At 73.7% G+C, this 15,505-nt stretch carries 14 protein-coding genes and 1 riboswitch; of the genes, 7 read left to right on the plus strand and 7 right to left on the minus strand.

Going from position 1 to position 15,505, the window contains the following annotated elements; all coding sequences use genetic code 11:
• Positions 1-51: 51 nt before the first annotated feature.
• The 5 genes from ACIA8Q_RS14285 to ACIA8Q_RS14305 form a co-directional block, all read right to left on the minus strand.
• On the minus strand, positions 52-324 hold the full coding sequence (locus ACIA8Q_RS14285) for a phosphoribosyl-ATP diphosphatase (protein ID WP_030242547.1): 273 nt from the start codon (positions 322-324) through the stop codon (positions 52-54).
• A gap of 159 nt (positions 325-483) precedes the next feature.
• Entirely contained in the window at positions 484-957 is a 474-nt protein-coding gene (ribH, locus tag ACIA8Q_RS14290; protein ID WP_360208072.1) for a 6,7-dimethyl-8-ribityllumazine synthase, read from the minus strand.
• Between the two features lie 62 nt (positions 958-1,019).
• Positions 1,020-2,279 (minus strand): bifunctional 3,4-dihydroxy-2-butanone-4-phosphate synthase/GTP cyclohydrolase II, encoded by a 1,260-nt coding sequence (locus tag ACIA8Q_RS14295; protein WP_360208075.1) that lies wholly within the window; start codon positions 2,277-2,279, stop codon positions 1,020-1,022.
• A complete protein-coding gene (locus tag ACIA8Q_RS14300; protein WP_360208150.1) occupies positions 2,276-2,863 on the minus strand; it encodes a nicotinamide mononucleotide transporter family protein in 588 nt (195 codons plus the stop codon). The genes ACIA8Q_RS14295 and ACIA8Q_RS14300 overlap by 4 nt, the downstream gene beginning before the upstream one ends.
• Before the next feature lie 56 nt (positions 2,864-2,919).
• A complete protein-coding gene (locus tag ACIA8Q_RS14305; RefSeq protein ID WP_360208077.1) occupies positions 2,920-3,582 on the minus strand; it encodes a riboflavin synthase in 663 nt (220 codons plus the stop codon).
• 209 nt (positions 3,583-3,791) lie between these two features.
• Positions 3,792-3,919: riboswitch (FMN riboswitch) on the minus strand.
• A gap of 304 nt (positions 3,920-4,223) precedes the next feature.
• On the opposite strand from ACIA8Q_RS14305, the gene ACIA8Q_RS14310 reads away from it, so the two are divergent.
• Entirely contained in the window at positions 4,224-4,472 is a 249-nt protein-coding gene (locus ACIA8Q_RS14310; protein ID WP_360208080.1) for an SCO4226 family nickel-binding protein, read from the plus strand.
• A 144-nt stretch (positions 4,473-4,616) separates the two neighbouring features.
• Here ACIA8Q_RS14310 and ACIA8Q_RS14315 read toward each other — a convergent pair whose 3' ends face one another.
• Positions 4,617-4,931 (minus strand): antibiotic biosynthesis monooxygenase, encoded by a 315-nt coding sequence (locus ACIA8Q_RS14315; protein WP_360208083.1) that lies wholly within the window; start codon positions 4,929-4,931, stop codon positions 4,617-4,619.
• A 166-nt stretch (positions 4,932-5,097) separates the two neighbouring features.
• Here ACIA8Q_RS14315 and ACIA8Q_RS14320 point away from each other — a divergent pair, with 166 nt between their 5' ends.
• Positions 5,098-5,793, plus strand: coding sequence for an MSMEG_1061 family FMN-dependent PPOX-type flavoprotein (locus ACIA8Q_RS14320; RefSeq protein WP_360208086.1), 696 nt, complete (start codon positions 5,098-5,100; stop codon positions 5,791-5,793).
• A 214-nt stretch (positions 5,794-6,007) separates the two neighbouring features.
• Here ACIA8Q_RS14320 and ACIA8Q_RS14325 read toward each other — a convergent pair whose 3' ends face one another.
• Complete coding sequence (locus ACIA8Q_RS14325; protein WP_360208089.1) at positions 6,008-6,196, minus strand: DUF1508 domain-containing protein; 189 nt, start codon at positions 6,194-6,196, stop codon at positions 6,008-6,010.
• A gap of 169 nt (positions 6,197-6,365) precedes the next feature.
• On the opposite strand from ACIA8Q_RS14325, the gene ACIA8Q_RS14330 reads away from it, so the two are divergent.
• The 5 genes from ACIA8Q_RS14330 (at position 6,366) to ACIA8Q_RS14350 (ending at position 15,350) form a co-directional block, all read left to right on the plus strand.
• On the plus strand, positions 6,366-6,791 hold the full coding sequence (locus ACIA8Q_RS14330; protein WP_360208092.1) for an HIT family protein: 426 nt from the start codon (positions 6,366-6,368) through the stop codon (positions 6,789-6,791).
• 333 nt (positions 6,792-7,124) lie between these two features.
• A complete protein-coding gene (locus ACIA8Q_RS14335; protein ID WP_360208095.1) occupies positions 7,125-8,216 on the plus strand; it encodes a glycoside hydrolase family 19 protein in 1,092 nt (363 codons plus the stop codon).
• A 303-nt stretch (positions 8,217-8,519) separates the two neighbouring features.
• Positions 8,520-9,590: a serine hydrolase domain-containing protein gene (locus tag ACIA8Q_RS14340; protein WP_360208098.1), complete on the plus strand. Its 1,071-nt coding sequence runs from the start codon at positions 8,520-8,522 to the stop codon at positions 9,588-9,590.
• Positions 9,591-9,803: 213 nt separating this feature from the next.
• Positions 9,804-10,979: an alpha/beta hydrolase gene (locus tag ACIA8Q_RS14345; protein ID WP_360208101.1), complete on the plus strand. Its 1,176-nt coding sequence runs from the start codon at positions 9,804-9,806 to the stop codon at positions 10,977-10,979.
• Positions 10,980-11,669: 690 nt separating this feature from the next.
• Complete coding sequence (locus ACIA8Q_RS14350) at positions 11,670-15,350, plus strand: SpoIIE family protein phosphatase (protein WP_360208104.1); 3,681 nt, start codon at positions 11,670-11,672, stop codon at positions 15,348-15,350.
• Positions 15,351-15,505: the final 155 nt, after the last annotated feature.

A 15,505-nucleotide genomic window follows, 5' to 3' on the forward strand; every position in this document is an offset into this window, starting at 1 on the left:
GGGAGGTTGGTTCCTTACCTGTTGGGAGGGGTGTGCGGTTCCGGGCCGGTCTCAGAGGTACTTGTAGACGTCGTCGAGCGTCAGCCCACGGGCGATCATCATCACCTGAAGGTGGTAGAGCAGCTGGGAGACCTCCTCGGCCGTCTGCTCGTCCGACTGGAACTCGGCGGCCATCCAGACCTCGGCGGCCTCCTCGACGACCTTCTTGCCGATCGCATGGACGCCCTGCTGGACGAGCTGCGCGGTGCGGGAGGACGAGGGGTCGCCGGTGGCGGCCTTCTGCTGGAGCTCGGCGAAGAGCTCCTCGAATGTCTTCGAAGCCATGATGGACTCACCATACGGCGTGCGGGCTGACGGGCGGTAAACGGTCCCGGACCGTGGACAGTCCGGTGGACGTCCACGGTCCGGGGGGTCGGCGCGCAGGTCGTGCGGGGGCGCCGGTGGTGGCGCGGTCGCTCCGGCGCGGCCGCCGGAGCGCTGCGGTCAGAGCGCGGCGCGCAGCACCGCGGCGGTGGCGACGGCCGCGGTGACGGCCTCGTGCCCCTTGTCCTCGGCGGAGCCCGGCAGGCCCGCGCGGTCGAGCGCCTGCTCCTCGTTGTCGCAGGTCAGCACGCCGAACCCGACCGGGACACCGGTGTCGACGCTGACCTGGGTGAGGCCGGCGGTGGCCGCCTGGCAGACGTAGTCGAAGTGCGGGGTGCCGCCGCGGATCACGACGCCGAGCGCGATCACGGCGTCGTAGCCGCGGTCGGCGAGGCGCTTGGCGGCGACCGGCAGTTCGAAGGTGCCGGGGACGCGCAGTACGGTCGGCTCGGCGATGCCCAGCTCCTTGAGCGCCCGGTGGGCGCCGTCCAGCAGGCCGTTCATCACCTGGTCGTGCCACTGCGCGGCGATGACCGCGACCTTGAGGTCGGCGACGCCGTCGATGGTCAGCTCGGGGGCTCCGTGGCCGCTCATGGGGGTACTTCCTGTCCGTCGTGGTTCGTGGTGTCGTGGTGTCGCTGTGGGGCGGGGGGAGTTCAGGAGCCGAGGCCGGGCAGGTCGTGGCCCATCCGGTCGCGCTTGGTGCGCAGGTAGCGCAGGTTGTGCTCACCCGGCGCGATCTCGACCGCCTCGCGCCCCTTGACCTTCAGGCCGTGCTCGGTGAGCGCGGTCAGCTTGTCCGGGTTGTTGGTGAGCAGGGTGAGCGAGCGGACCCCGAGGTCCACCAGCATCTGCGCCGCGATGCTGTAGTCCCGGGCGTCGGCCGGCAGTCCGAGGTCGAGGTTGGCGTCGACGGTGTCGCGCCCCTGCTCCTGGAGCTCGTAGGCGCGCAGCTTGTGCGCCAGGCCGATGCCGCGGCCCTCGTGGCCGCGCAGGTAGAGCACCACGCCGCGGCCGGCCTCGGCGACCCGCTCCAGGGAGGCCTCCAGCTGGGGGCCGCAGTCGCAGCGCAGCGAGCCGAAGACGTCACCCGTCAGGCACTCGGAGTGGACCCGGACCAGGACGTCCTCGTCCTCGGGCAGCCGGCCGTCGGCGCCCAGGCCGCCGGCCACCAGCGCGATGTGCTCGACGCCGTCGATGGTGCCCCGGTACCCGACCGCGGTGAACTCGCCGTGGACGGTGGGCAGGGCGGTGGTGGCGGCCCGGTCGACGTGCAGCTCGGTGCGGCGCCGGTAGGCGATCAGGTCCTCGATGGAGATGATCGCGAGGCCGTGCTCGCGGGCGAAGGCCACCAGTTCGGGCAGCCGGGCCATCGTGCCGTCGTCGTTGACCACCTCGGCGATCGCGCCGGCCGGCGCCAGCCCGGCGAGCCGGGCCAGGTCGACGGCGGCCTCGGTGTGGCCCGGCCGCACCAGCACGCCGCCCTCGACCGCGCGCAGCGGGAAGACGTGCCCGGGGCGGGTCAGGTCGCCCGGCTCGGTGCCGGAGGAGGCCAGCAGCCGGACGGTGCGGGCGCGGTCGGCGGCGGAGATGCCGGTGTCCACCCCGTCCCGGGCGTCCACCGAGACGGCGTAGGCGGTGCCCTTGCGGTCCTCGTTGACCTGCGTCATCGGCGGGAGCTTGAGGCGGTCCAGCTCCTCCCCCGTCATCGGGGTGCAGATCACGCCGGAGCTGTAGCGGATGGTGAAGGCCATCAGCTCGGGGGTGGCCGCGGAGGCGGCGAAGACGATGTCGCCCTCGTTCTCGCGGTCCTCGTCGTCGACCACGATCACGGCGCGGCCGAGCGCGATGTCGGCGATCGCCCGCTCGACCGGGTCGAGGACGAGTTCGAGGCCGTCGGTCTGGTTCTCGGTCATGCCGTGACTCCCTGCGGGACGGTGGCGGACTGGACGCGCGGCTCACGGGTGCTCAGCCACCAGGAGCGCAGGCCGAGCAGCACCAGGACGAAGTAGATCGAGTAGGTGAGTCCGGAGAAGGAGTAGCCGCTGTTGAAGGCGAGCGGGACGCCGACCACGTCGACGGCGATCCAGGCGAACCAGAACTCCAGCCAGCCGCGGGCCTGGGCCACCATCGCGGCCAGCGTGCCGACGAAGATGTAGGCGTCCGACCACGGGCTCCAGGACAGGCTGGGGTAGGACTGGAACAGCAGGGCCAGACCGACGGTGCCGGCCGCCGTGCCGGCCACCAGGGCGGCCCGCTCGGGCCAGGTGGCGAACCGGACGGCGATCGTGCCGGTGTCCCGGCGCCCCCGCCGCCACTGGGTCCAGCCCCAGGCGGCGGTGACGACCACGATCAGCTGCTTGCCGATCAGACCGGGGACGTGGCCGCCGAGGTAGGCGGTGATCAGCACGGCGCCGGACAGGAGCTGGACCGGCCAGCTCCACACCGAACGGCGCCAGCCGAGCGCGAGCGCGGACAGCCCGAGCAGGTTGCCGAACATGTCGGCCCACTTCACGTGCTCGCCGAGGACGGTGAACGCTTCTCCGCTGAGCCAGCTCACTCGGACTCCCCGGCGATGGTCGGGGGGAGGGTGCGGGAGTCGAGCAGCCGCTCCACGTACTTGGCGAGGACGTCCACCTCGAGGTTGACGCTCTCGCCGACGGCCTTGGCGCCCAGCGTGGTCAGCGCGAGGGTGGCGGGGATCAGGCTGACGGTGAAGCTGTCCCGGGCCGCCTCGACCACGGTGAGGCTGACGCCGTCGACCGTGATCGAGCCCTTCTCGACCAGGTAGCGGGAGATGCTGTCGGGGAGCGAGAAGCGCAGCACCTCCCAGCGCAGCTCGCCCGCGGCGTCGCGCTCACCGGGCTCGCGGGACAGCAGCCGCCCGGTCGCGTCGACGTGGCCCTGGACGAGGTGTCCGCCGAGCCGGGCGCCGAGCGCCATGGCGCGCTCCAGGTTCACCCGGGACCCGGGCTTCAGCTCGCCGAGGCTGGAGCGGTGCAGCGTCTCGGCCATCACGTCGGCGCTGAACTCGCCGCCGGCGGCCGCCAGTTCCTCGGGGCTGTCGACGACGGTCAGGCAGACGCCGTTGACCGCGATGGAGTCGCCGTGGTGCGCGTCCGAACAGACCACCGGGCCGCGCAGGCGGATCCGCGAGGAGTCGCCGATCTCCTCGATCGACACGACCTCGCCGAGCTCTTCGATGATGCCGGTGAACACCCGGGTTCTCCTCGCGCTTGGGGCGCGGACTCCGGGGCGGCAGAGGGAGATGACACGGACGGGCAGCGGCGCACGGGCCGACGGCACGACCCGTCGCCGGGGGTGCCGGGACCGCCGGGAGATCGCTCGCCCGGCACGGGAGACACCGCTCCCGCCGTCCACCTGACCGTGGTCCACCGGGGGACCACGGGTACCGCTCTACGTCCGCCCGCGCACGCCTCCCATCCGGACTTTAACCGTCGGTCCAGGAATTTCACCTGGTCAACCGGCCGCTGGCTGCGGACGGGTCGCGGACTGTAACCGCCGGTTCGGATTTTCACCGACCCCGGAGTGCGCTGAACGTCACTGCTTGATGCCGTCATTGTGCCACGCCGTACGCAAGGCCAGGGAGAGCCGTCCGCTGTGGTCTGTTTCACGCGGGTGCGGGGAATGTGCGCCGGGGTGCTACGCGGTGGCGGCGGGGGGTGGGGTGGGGTGGGGCGGGGCGACGGGCTGCGGCGGGTGGGGCCGTCTGGTGGCGGAGCCGGGCGGCCGGGGCCAGGCTGGTGGTAAGGCCCGGCCGCCCGCCGACGGGAACGTCCTGCACGCGAACGCCGCGGACGGGCACGCGCCCGTGAAGCGAAGGTACGGAGGCGAGGGCGATGGCGAAGTTCATGGACGTCCACCACGGGATGTCCGGGATCACCGCGGACATGCTCAGGCAGGCGCACGCGGCCGACCTGGCGATCCAGGGCGAGGAGGGCGTGCAGTTCGAGCAGGCGTGGGCCGATCCCGAATCGGGCACGGTGTACTGCCTCTCCGAGGCCCCGTCCCGGGAAGCCGTGCAGCGGATCCACACCCGCACGGGGCACCCGGCGGACGAGATCCACCCGGTGCCGCTCGAGGTGTGACGGCTGCGCCGCCCGGGGTGGCCTCCGGGGCTTGAGCCCTGGTGGCTCCCGGGGGCTCGGGGGACTCACGGGGTCCGCGCAGGGCCTGGCCTGGCGGGTGCGCTTTGCGCTTGCGGTGATCCGGGGCGTGGCGGGTGCGGCGGTTCAGGGCGCGGCGGGTGCGGCGATCGGCGTGAAGTGGCTGACCACCGGCGGGTGCGCGAGGTAGCGCAGCTCGCCCTCCGCCCACACCGGCCGGATCCGCCACATCGGCCCGGCGTAGCCCCGCAGGGCATCCTCGTCGCGCCAGCGGCTCACCACGAGCACCCGGTGCCCGTCCTCGGTGACCGAGCGCAACAGCTCGCCGCCCAGGCAGCCGTCGGTCCGCCCGAGCTGCGGGATCACCTGCGAGGTCAGCAGCGCGCAGAACTCCTCGACGTGGCCGGCCATGACCTGCCCGGCCCAGATCCTGACGATCACGACCACCACCTCCGAGCGGCAGCCCCGGCGCCCCGGGAGCGGGCGCCCCTGGCCCCCATTATCCGGGTGGAACCGCTGGTGGGGAGGGGTGGACGGCCGGTATTTGCGAAAGCCGGCACCAGGACCGGCCCGAGGTGACCGTTCGGGCCTGGACTAGATTCGCGGTATGACCACCACACCGGAAGCTGCCAGTCCGTCAACCGCCGCCCCGGGCACGCCGGGCAGCCTGTTCGCCGCGCTGAGCGCCACGGCCCTGACCGACCCGGACCAGTTGCGGGAGGTCTACGAGCAGCCCGGCGACCACGCCCGGCGCAAGCAGGTGGACCGGCTGCACGACGTCGCGCGGCAGCTGATCGCCTGCTCCTCGCTGGTGTTCGTGGCCAGCTCCGACGCCGCCGGGCGCTGCGACGTCTCACCGCGCGGCGGGCCGGCCGGCCTGGTCTCCGTCCTCGACGAGTACACCCTGGCCATTCCGGACGCCACCGGCAACAAGCGCTTGGACACCCTGCACAACATCCTCGAGAACGGCCGGGTCGGGCTGCTCTTCGTCGTGCCCGGCCGGGAGACCACGCTGCGCGTCAACGGGCGGGCCTGCGTCTCCACCGACCCGGAGCTGCTGAGCCGGCTGGTCGCCGTCGGCAAGCCCCCGCGCAGCGCGATCGTGGTCGCCGTCGAGGAGGTGTACGCGCACTGCCCGAAGGCCCTCCTGCGCGGCTCGGCCTGGAAGCCGGAGAACTGGCTGGCCAAGGACGCCCAGCCGACCTCGGCCGAGGTCACGCTCTCGCACCTGCGGGACGACTCGCTGACCATCGAGATGATCGAGCAGAACGAGCGGGAGGCGCTGCTCTACCGCTACGAGTGAGCGCCCGCTGCCGGTGGGCTCCCGCTCGGCGCCCGCTGGACGTGAGTGCCCGACCACCCGCGCCGGGTGTTACGAGTGGCGCCCGGGAGCAGTCGGCACGGTGGGGGCCGGTCCGGGTGGACCGGCCCCCGGCCGTGTTCGGCACGGTGGGCGCGCGGTCGGCGCTCACCCGCGCCGTGCACGACCGTGGGTCCGGCCCCGCTCAGGCGGCCGCTCAGGCGGCCCTGGGGAGGTCCACCACCGGCGCCCCGTCCGCCGCCCGCTGGACGGCCTCCACGCCCTTGTGGGCGGCCTCCTTGCTGGAGTAGCCCTGGCCGGTGGCGACGATCTCGCCGTTGCCCGCCTTGAGCCGGAACCGGTACTTGCCGCCGGCGTCCTCGTAGACCTCGAACTTGCCCGCCATCCGGGCCACCTCCTCCTGGGGCGCGCAGTGCGCACGTTGGTCGGCCCCCTCCAGCACGGTGCGCCCCGCCGCCCGGCCGCCGCACCCCGTCCGGGGCCGGACGGGTGACGCGGGGCACGGGCCCGTTCCCGGGGGTGCCCGTCCCGCCGCCGCTGGCTTGAATGGACGGATGGACGGACGGACGGACTGCGTCTTCTGCGCGGTGGTGGCGGGCGGGGCGCCCGCCCACCTGGTGCTGGACGACGAGGCGGCGGTCGCCTTCCTGGACCGGCGGCCGCTCTTCCCCGGCCACGTGCTGGTGGTGCCGCGCGCCCACCACGGCACCCTCGCGGACCTGCCGGCCGCCGAGGTGGGGCCGTTCTTCCTCCGGGTCCAGCGGATCGCGGCCGCGGTGGAGCGGGGGCTCGGCGCGGCGGGCAGCTTCGTGGCGGCGAACAACCGGATCAGCCAGTCCGTGCCGCACCTGCACGTCCACGTGGTGCCGCGCAATCCGAAGGACGGGCTGCGCGGGTTCTTCTGGCCGCGCGGGACGTACCCGGACGAGGCGGCGGCGGCGGAGGTCGCGGCCCGGCTGCGGGCGGCGCTCGAGGAGTGAGGGGCGGGGGCAGGTAGGGCGTCGGGGCGGGTTGGTGGGGGGTTGGTGGGGGCTGGGAGACCGGCGGGGCGCCGGTGGGGGGTTCGGGGCGGTCGGGGCCGGGGTGGTTCGTGGGCGGCGCGGACGGTGCCGTTCCCCGCCCACACTGAGCCGCTTTCACCGACCCTCTTGACAGGTATAGACCACTCCGCTTGAGTCGGTGTCGGCCCCGTACCGGCCCACACCCCGGTCGGCCGTCCCCCACGACGCGCCCCCACCCGGGGCCAGGCTCCCAGCCCCGCTCAGGTCCCTGTCCCGACGACGTGCGGCCCCCACCGCACAAGGGGTGATGACGTGTCAACGAAACGCCTGCTCGCACTGCTCTGCGCCGTGGTCACGGCGCTGGCGGTCGCGGTGCTCCTCCCCGCCTCCGCCAGCGCGGCCGCCTGCGGCACGCCGTGGAACGCGACCGCCGTGTACACCGGCGGCGCGTCCGTCTCGTACAACGGGCACAACTGGACCGCCAAGTGGTGGACCCAGAACGAGCCCCCGAGCGCCGGCGGCTCCGGCGTCTGGGCCGACCAGGGCGGCTGCGGCGGGTCCACCGACCCGACGCCCACGCCGACGCCCACCCCCGGCACCTGCAGCTACCCCGACTGGGTCGCCGGCCGCACCTACACCACCGGCGCGATCGTCCGCTACACCAACGGCGGTTACTACCGCGCGACCCACGACAACCCGGGCTACGACCCGGTCATCAGCACCTGGTACTGGGAGCCGTACGCCTGCGGCACGACGCCCGACCCGACCCCGACCCCCAACCCGGGCGGATTCCCCGTCAGCCAGGCCCAGTTCAACCAGATGTTCCCGAGCCGGAACGCCTTCTACACCTACCAGGGGCTGGTCGACGCGCTCGGCGCCTACCCCGGCTTCGCGGCCACCGGCAGCGACACCGTCCGCCGGCAGGAAGCCGCCGCGTTCCTCGCCAACGTCAGTCACGAGACCGGCGGACTGGTCTACGTGGTCGAGCAGAACACCGCCAACTACCCCCACTACTGCGACACCTCGCAGCCCTACGGGTGCCCGGCCGGGCAGGCCGCGTACTACGGCCGCGGGCCGATCCAGCTGAGCTGGAACTTCAACTACAAGGCCGCCGGCGACGCGCTCGGGATCGACCTGCTGCACAACCCGAACCTGGTGCAGACCGACCCGGCCGTGGCCTGGAAGACCGGTCTCTGGTACTGGAACACCCAGAACGGGCCCGGCACCATGACCGCGCACAACGCCATGGTCAACGGCGCCGGCTTCGGTGAGACGATCCGCAGCATCAACGGCTCGCTGGAGTGCAACGGCAACAACACCGCGCAGATGCAGCACCGGATCAGCCTCTACCAGAGCTTCACGCAGATCCTCGGCACCGTTCCCGGGGGCAACCTGAGCTGCTGACGGGCCGTCGCCCGGGCGGGCGTCCCGCTCCGCCCGGGCGGGGTGCCGTGGCGCGGCGCGGCGCTTCCGGGTGCCGCGTCGCGCTGCGTGGCGCTTCCCGGTGCCGCGTTGCGCTTCGTTGCGCTTCGTGGTGCCGCATTGCGCTTCGTGGCGCTGGACGGTGCTTCGAGGTGCGTACCGACCTGCGTGGTGCGTACCGTGCGGAGCGTAGTGGGGCGTACGCCTGGAGGAGCAGTCGGGACCGGTGGAAATCGTCGTTCCGGCGGACGATTTCGCTGGTCGCGACGCTCTAGGCTCACCACCATGAACGAACTCGCCCGCCTCGACCACCTCGTCCAGCAGACCGCCGACCGGCTCGCCGGCCAGCAGGTCGGCACGGTGGTCGCCGGGCTGGCCGGCGGCGCCGTGCAGATCCACGGCGCCGGGCGGACGAGCCCGGGCGGCGGCGTGCCCGGGCCGCGCACCCTCTTCGAAATCGGTTCCGTCACCAAGGTGTTCACCTCGATCGTCCTCGCACGGCTGGTGCTCGACGGCTCCGTCGAACTCGACGCACCGCTCGCGGAGGTCCTCGCCGACGCCCGGCCCGGCGGCGCCACCGTGCCGAGCAGGGGCGATACACCCATCACCCTCCGACACCTCGCCACCCACACCTCGGGGCTCCCCCGCCTGCCCCGGGGCATGACGGCGACGGCCCTGCTCAGGCCCAACAAGCCCGATCCGTACGCCCACTGCACCGCGGCACACGTCCTCGACGGCCTCGCCCGGACGAGGCTGCGGGCCGACCCGGGGCGCGCCTTCCGCTACTCCAACCTCGGCGCCGGACTGCTCGGGCTCGCCCTCGCCCACCGGGCCGGCACCGGCTACGAGGAGCTGGTGACGCGTGAGGTCTGCACGCCGCTGGGCCTGGTGGACACCTGCCTGCACCCGAACGCAGCCCAGGCGGAGCGGATGGCGCACGGGCACACCGCCGGCGCCCGTCCGGTGCCCCACTGGGACCTCGCGGACATCCCCGGCATGGGCGGGCTCCGCTCCACCGCCGCCGACCTCGCGATACTCCTGCGGGCCCAGCTGGCCGCCGAACACGAGCCGGACGCGCCGCTGTCGCCCGCGATCACCCTCACCCGGGAGACCCGACACCGCGTCAACCCGTTCGCCTGGATGCACCTGGGGTGGCTCGGCCACCGCCTGCACACCCAGCAGGGCGGACACCTGCAGATCTGGCACAACGGGGAGACGGGCGGCTTCCGCTCGTTCGTCGCCTTCGATCCGGAGAAGCAGGTCGGCGTGGTGGTCCTCGCCAACACCCGCCGCTCGGTCGACGCGGCCGGGACGGCCCTGCTGCGCACGCTGCAGAACGAATTCGCGGCGGCGTGAGGCCGTGGGGGCACGGGGGCCTGCGGGCTTGCGGTCGTGGGGCCGTGGGGCCGTGGGGCCGTGCCATCGCGGGAGGTCGTGCGGTGCGAGGCCCGTACCCCCTAGGGGTCCCCACGGAGGTGCCCCGGAGCGACCGCCGCCACCGTCTCCGGAGCCACCCCTACGCCCCTGAGGCGACGTCAGATGCCGTGCCGGAAGCCTACGGTCGAAGACATGAGCCGACTCCGTCGAACCTCCGCCGCGGCAGCCCTCCTGCTTGCCCTGCCGCTCTCCGTCGCCGCCGCGCCCGCCCTGGCCGCGCCCTCGCCCACCACCGCCTCCCCCTCCGCCGCCACGCCCGCGATCCGGGTCGACCTGCCGCGGCCCACCGGTCCCAACGCGGTCGGGCGGGAGGTCCTGCACCTGGTGGACCAGGACCGGCCCGACCCGTGGGTCCCGTCCGCCGGGCCGCGCCAGCTGATGGTGTCGATGTACTACCCCGCCAAGGCGGGGACGGGCGGCCCCGCACCGTACATGACGCCGGAGGCCGCCCGGCTGCTGCTGGCCGAGAAGGTCCCGGGCAACGTCATCCCGGTCGAGGCCGTGACCGGGGCCCGCACCTGGGCGGAGTCCGGCGCCCGCCCGCAGCACGGCCGGTTCCCGCTGGTCGTGCTCTCCCCCGGCTTCACCATGCCGCGCAGCGAACTGACCAGCCTGGCCGAGGACCTGGCCAGCCGCGGGTACGTCGTCGCCTCCGTCGACCACACCTACGAGAACACCGGGACCACCTTCCCCGACGGCAGCACGCTCACCTGCGTCGTCTGCGGCCACCTCGACGACTTCGGCGGCGCGGAGGCGGTGTCCGCGAGCCGCGCCAAGGACGTCTCCTTCGTCGTCGACCAGCTGACCTCCCACCCCCACCCGGCCTGGCGCTACGCCCGCATGATCGACGAGGACCGGATCGGCATGGCCGGGCACTCGCTCGGCGGCGCCGCAGCCGTCCCGGCCCTGCTGACCGACGACCGGATCCGGGCCGGTGTGAACCTCGACGGCACCATGGACCTCACGGTCCCCGAGTCCGGGCTGAACGGGAAGCCCTTCCTGATGATCGGCCACCCGCTGCCCGGCACCGAGGACCCGACCTGGACGACCAGCTGGGCCCGGCTCGACGGCTGGAAGCGCTGGCTCACCTTCGAGGGCTCCAACCACGGCACCTTCACCGACAACCCGCTGTTCGCCGAGCCCTACCACCTGCCCGTCCCGCCCGGCACGACGATGTCCGCGCAACGCGGCGTCGAGCTCACCCGCTCCTACGTGGCGGCCTTCTTCGACCTGCAGCTGAAGGACAAGCCGCAACCCGTCCTCGACGGCCCCACCACCTCCGCCCCCGAGGTCACCTTCCACCCCTGACCCGCCCTCGTCCGCGGCGAGCTCCCCACCCGGGTCACCGACGATGAACCCACCGCGCAGGAAGTCGGCCACGTCGACTTCCTGCGCCGCCGCTTCTCGCCGCGCCCGGCGGGCGTGGGCCTTCGGGGCTGTGGAATCGACGGGCCCTGCCCGGCGGGGGTGGGGTGGCCTGGCTGCGGCGGGCTACCGCACGGGAAGTCGGCCACGTCGACTTCCAGCGCCATCACGCCCGACCACGCCCGGCACAGTGTGGCTGATCGCCCGGTGGGGGGACGGAGCCGGCCTAGCCGTTGGCGCACGGACCAGCTACGGCGGGGCCAGCGCGCAGGAAGTCGGCCACGTCGACTTCCAGCGCCATCACGCCCGACCACGCCCGGCACAGTGTGGCTGATCGCCCGGTGGGGGGACGGAGCTGGCCTAGCCGTTGGTGCACGGACCAGCTGCGGCGGGCCGGCGCGCAGGAAGTCGGCCGCTTCGACTTCCTGCGCCGTCGCGGCCGGCCGCGCCCGGCGGGGTGGGGTGGCCCGGCGGTGGTGAGCTGGTGCGGGGGACGTCGGCTGGGTCGACTTTCCGTGGCACGGCGTGGGGCGGTAGCGCATCGGGCGGGCTGGTGCACGGTGAGCGGGGCGCGGGGGCTGCGTGCGAAGATGGCAGAGCTGGCTGAAACGATCTCCGGACGGTTCTCTGGCCATGGTGAACGAGAACGAGCAGCACCGAGGGGATCCGCGGCAGGACGCCCTGCTGATGGTGCCGATCGCGACGGCCCTGATCGAGGCCGACGGGCGGATCCTGCACTGGAGCGGCGACGCCGAGGCACTCCTCGGCTACTCCCCCACGCAGGCGATCGGCGAGAAGGCCGCGCAGTTGCTGGCCTCCGACGACCAGCGGCCCGAGGTCCTGGCGCTGTTCCAGCAGATCCTGGACGGCCGGGCCTGGTCCGGTGTGTTCCCGGTCCGGCACCGGGACGGGCACGCGGTGAACCTGGAGTTCCGCACCCATCCGATCACCGGGCCGGACGGCCGCCCGCTGGTGCTGGCCGTCGCCTCGGACGTGACGACGCTGCGCCGGATCCAGGCGGACCTGGCCGTGCTCGACGGGTTCTTCACGCAGTCCCCGGTGGGCATGGGCGTGTACGACACCGAACTACGGTTCGTCCGGCTGAACGAGGCGCTGGCGAGGGCCAACGGCCTGCCCGCCGGCGAGCACCTGGGCCACCGGCTCACCGAGATCCTGCCGGGGATCAACGGTGCGGAGGCCGAGGCGGTGATGCGGAAGGTCCTGGAGACCGGCCGGCCGGTCGTGGACACCCGCTCGCACGGCCGCACCCCCAGTGACCCGCAGCACGACCACGCGTGGTCGGCCTCGTACTTCCGGCTGGAGGAGCCGGGCGGGCGGGTGCTGGGCGTCAGCTCGACCGTCATCGACATCACCGAGCGCTTCCGCGCCGACGCCCGGGCGGCGCGGGCCCAGGAGCGGCTGGCCCTGCTGGTCGACGCGACGGCCTCCATCGGCACCACGCTGGACCTGCGGCAGACCGCCCGGGAGCTGGCCGATGCGATGGTGCCGAGGGTCGCCGACATCAGCGGGGTGTTCGCGCTGGAGGCGCTGGTCGCGGGGCGCAACGTCGAGCCGCCCGAGCCGGACGCGCCGAAGCTGGTGCGCCGGCTGGCGCTGGCCACCACCGACCCGCTGTACCCGGCGGAGGCGCTGCCGGTGGATGCGCTGTACGAGCTGCCGGCCGACTCCCCGTACGCCCGGGCGATGGACACCGGCCGGACGGTGGTGGTGCCGTCCTGGGAGCTGCCCCTGCTGAGCGAGGCCATCTCGGAGAGCCGCCGCCAGGCCTACCTGGGGGACCGGCCGCGCTCGGTTCGGATCACCCCGCTGGTGGCCCGCGGCACCACGCTCGGCATGGTGGTGTACTCGCGGCGCGGCGAACGGGAGTCCTTCGCGGAGGCGGACATCACCCTCGGCGACGAGCTGGCGTCGCGGGCGGCGGTGGCGATCGACAACGCCCGGTTGTACCTGCGCCAGCACCAGACCGTGCTGGCCCGGCAGCAGGCGTTGCGCGAGGCGAAGGCCGCCCAGGAGCGCCTGGCACTGGTCAACGTGGCGTCCACCCGGATCGGGACCACGCTCGATCTCGCCCAGACGGCGATGGAGCTGGCCGAGGTGGCGACGCCGCGGCTGGCCGACACGGTGGTGGTGGAGGTGCTGGAGGACCTCGTCCGCGGCGAGCGCGAGGCCCGCGCCCCGGCGGACGGGTCGGCGATGCTGCGCCGGATGGCCTTCCACTCGGTGCACGGTTCGACGCTGCAGCCGATCGCCCGCACCGGCGGGGTGCACCGCTTCCTGCCCAGTTCGCCGTACGCGTGGAGCCTGGCGCACCGCAAGCCGGTGCTGGTGCCGCGGATGGACGCGGACGGGCTGGCCTGGTTCGCCGACGACCCGGTGCGCACGGCGGCGGTGCGGGAGCAGAACGTGCGTTCCTTCATGGTGGTCCCGCTGATCGCGCGCGGTACTCCGGTCGGCGTGGCGGGGTTCTACCGGACGCTGGTGGAGCGCCCGTACGAGGACGACGACCTGGCCCTGGCCGGGGAGTTGGCGGTGCGGGCCGCGGTGTCGATCGACAACGCGCTGCTGTTCACCCGGGAGCGCGACGCGGCGGACGCCCGGCAGCGGGCGCTGGACGAGGCGTGGGCCGCGCAGCAGCGGCTGTCGCTGCTCAACGAGGCCAGCAACCGGATCGGCACCACGCTCGATCTGCACCGCACCGCCCAGGAGTTGGTGGAGGTGGTGATCCCGCGCTTCGCCGACTTCGTCACCGTCGACCTGCGCGACGCGGTGCTCGGCGGGGACGAGCCGGGGCCCGTCCCGGAGGACGGTTCGGTGCTGATGCGGGCGGTGGCGGTCGGCGAGTCGGCCCCGGACGGCACGATGACGGCGGCGGCCGACGAGGTCGGCGGGACCTCGCAGTCCGCCCAGGTGTACGCGCAGAGCCTGCGCTCCCGGCGTTCGATCCTGGTCTCCCAGGTGACCGAGGAGGAGCTGCGCCGGATCGTGGCCGCCCCGGACCGGGTGCAGCCCGGGCTGGACGCCGGGGTGCACTCGTACCTCATGGTGCCGCTGGTGGCGCGCGGACTCGTGCTGGGCGGCGCGGAGTTCGTCCGGACCCACAACCCGCTGCCGTTCGGCCCGGCGGACCGCTCGCTGGCCGAGGAGCTGGTCGCCCGCACCGCGCTGGCGATCGACAACGGGCGGCTCTACCGCCGGGAGCGGGACACCGCGCTGACCCTGCAGCGCAGCCTGCTGCCGCAGGAGATCCACCGCACCCTCGGCCTGGAGATCGCCTACCGCTACCTGCCGAGCAGCGTGGTCAGCGAGGTCGGCGGCGACTGGTTCGACGTCGTCCCGCTGTCCTCCGGGCGGGTCGCCCTGGTGGTCGGCGACGTGATGGGCCACGGCATCCGGGCCGCTGCCACGATGGGCCAACTCCGTACGGTGGCGCGGACGCTGATCACCCTCGAACTGGACCCGTCACGGGTCCTGCACCGGTTGGACGAGGCCACCACGGCGATCGGCGAGGGCCAGTTCGCGACCTGCGTCTGCGTGGTCTACGACCCGGTGGACCGCCGCTGCACGGCCGCCTGCGCCGGGCACCTGCCACCGGTGGTGGCCGACGCGCACGGGCGGGCGCACCTGGTCGAGCTGCCACCGGGCGTACCGCTGGGCGTGGGCGGAGTCCCGTTCGAGAGCGTGGAGTTCATCCTCCCCGAGGAGGCCATCCTGGCGCTCTACACCGACGGGCTGGTGGAACGCCGGGGCCGCGACCTCGACGAGGGGGTGCAGCTGCTCTGCCGGACCGTCGCCAACCGGCGCCGTTCGCTGGAGCAGACCTGTGACGCCGTGCTGGCCGAACTCACCGGCCACCCCAGCGAGGACGACATCGCCGTCCTCATGGCGCAGGTCCGGCCGACCGGCGCCGACCGGATCGCCACCCTCCAGCTCACCGGGGACCTCGCCATGGTCGCGCACTCGCGCCGCTTCACCCGCGAGACGCTCACCGAGTGGGGCCTCGGCCCGCTGGCCGACTGGGCGGAGCTGCTCACCAGCGAGCTGATCACCAACGCCCTGGTGCACGCCGGATCACCCACCCAGCTGCGGCTGTTCTGCAACCGGTCGCTCACCGTGGAGGTCGCCGACCAGGAGGGCGAGGGGCCCCGGATCCGCCGCGCCCGCGCCGAGGACGAGGGCGGGCGGGGCATCCACCTGGTCAACGAGCTCGCGCACCGCTGGGGCAGTCGCCGGACCGGGGACGGCAAGGTGGTCTGGTTCGAGCTGGAGCTGCCCCCGGGCGGCGCGTCGGCCTAGGGCGCGCCTTTCGGGCCGGTCCGGGCGGGCAGGCCGACAGACTGCGATGACAACCACCGGTTGTCGCCCCGGCGGGGCGGTTGTTGGCCGGTTCGGGCGCCGGAGGGCTTTCCTGGTGCCACGGCGGGACGGCCCCCGACCGAACCGACCGGACC

This window comes from Kitasatospora sp. NPDC051705 (genome assembly GCF_044453265.1).
Classification (GTDB): domain Bacteria; phylum Actinomycetota; class Actinomycetes; order Streptomycetales; family Streptomycetaceae; genus Kitasatospora.

Coding starts and splice junctions, on each gene's coding strand:
- ACIA8Q_RS14285 (WP_030242547.1), bottom strand. CDS start 324: ATGGCTTCGAAGACATTCGAGGAGCTCTTCGCCGAGCTCCAGCAGAAG.
- ribH (WP_360208072.1), bottom strand. CDS start 957: ATGAGCGGCCACGGAGCCCCCGAGCTGACCATCGACGGCGTCGCCGAC.
- ACIA8Q_RS14295 (WP_360208075.1), bottom strand. CDS start 2,279: ATGACCGAGAACCAGACCGACGGCCTCGAACTCGTCCTCGACCCGGTC.
- ACIA8Q_RS14300 (WP_360208150.1), bottom strand. CDS start 2,863: ATGTTCGGCAACCTGCTCGGGCTGTCCGCGCTCGCGCTCGGCTGGCGC.
- ACIA8Q_RS14310 (WP_360208080.1), top strand. CDS start 4,224: ATGGCGAAGTTCATGGACGTCCACCACGGGATGTCCGGGATCACCGCG.
- ACIA8Q_RS14320 (WP_360208086.1), top strand. CDS start 5,098: ATGACCACCACACCGGAAGCTGCCAGTCCGTCAACCGCCGCCCCGGGC.
- ACIA8Q_RS14325 (WP_360208089.1), bottom strand. CDS start 6,196: ATGGCGGGCAAGTTCGAGGTCTACGAGGACGCCGGCGGCAAGTACCGG.
- ACIA8Q_RS14330 (WP_360208092.1), top strand. CDS start 6,366: ATGGACGGACGGACGGACTGCGTCTTCTGCGCGGTGGTGGCGGGCGGG.
- ACIA8Q_RS14340 (WP_360208098.1), top strand. CDS start 8,520: ATGAACGAACTCGCCCGCCTCGACCACCTCGTCCAGCAGACCGCCGAC.
- ACIA8Q_RS14345 (WP_360208101.1), top strand. CDS start 9,804: ATGAGCCGACTCCGTCGAACCTCCGCCGCGGCAGCCCTCCTGCTTGCC.
- ACIA8Q_RS14350 (WP_360208104.1), top strand. CDS start 11,670: ATGGTGAACGAGAACGAGCAGCACCGAGGGGATCCGCGGCAGGACGCC.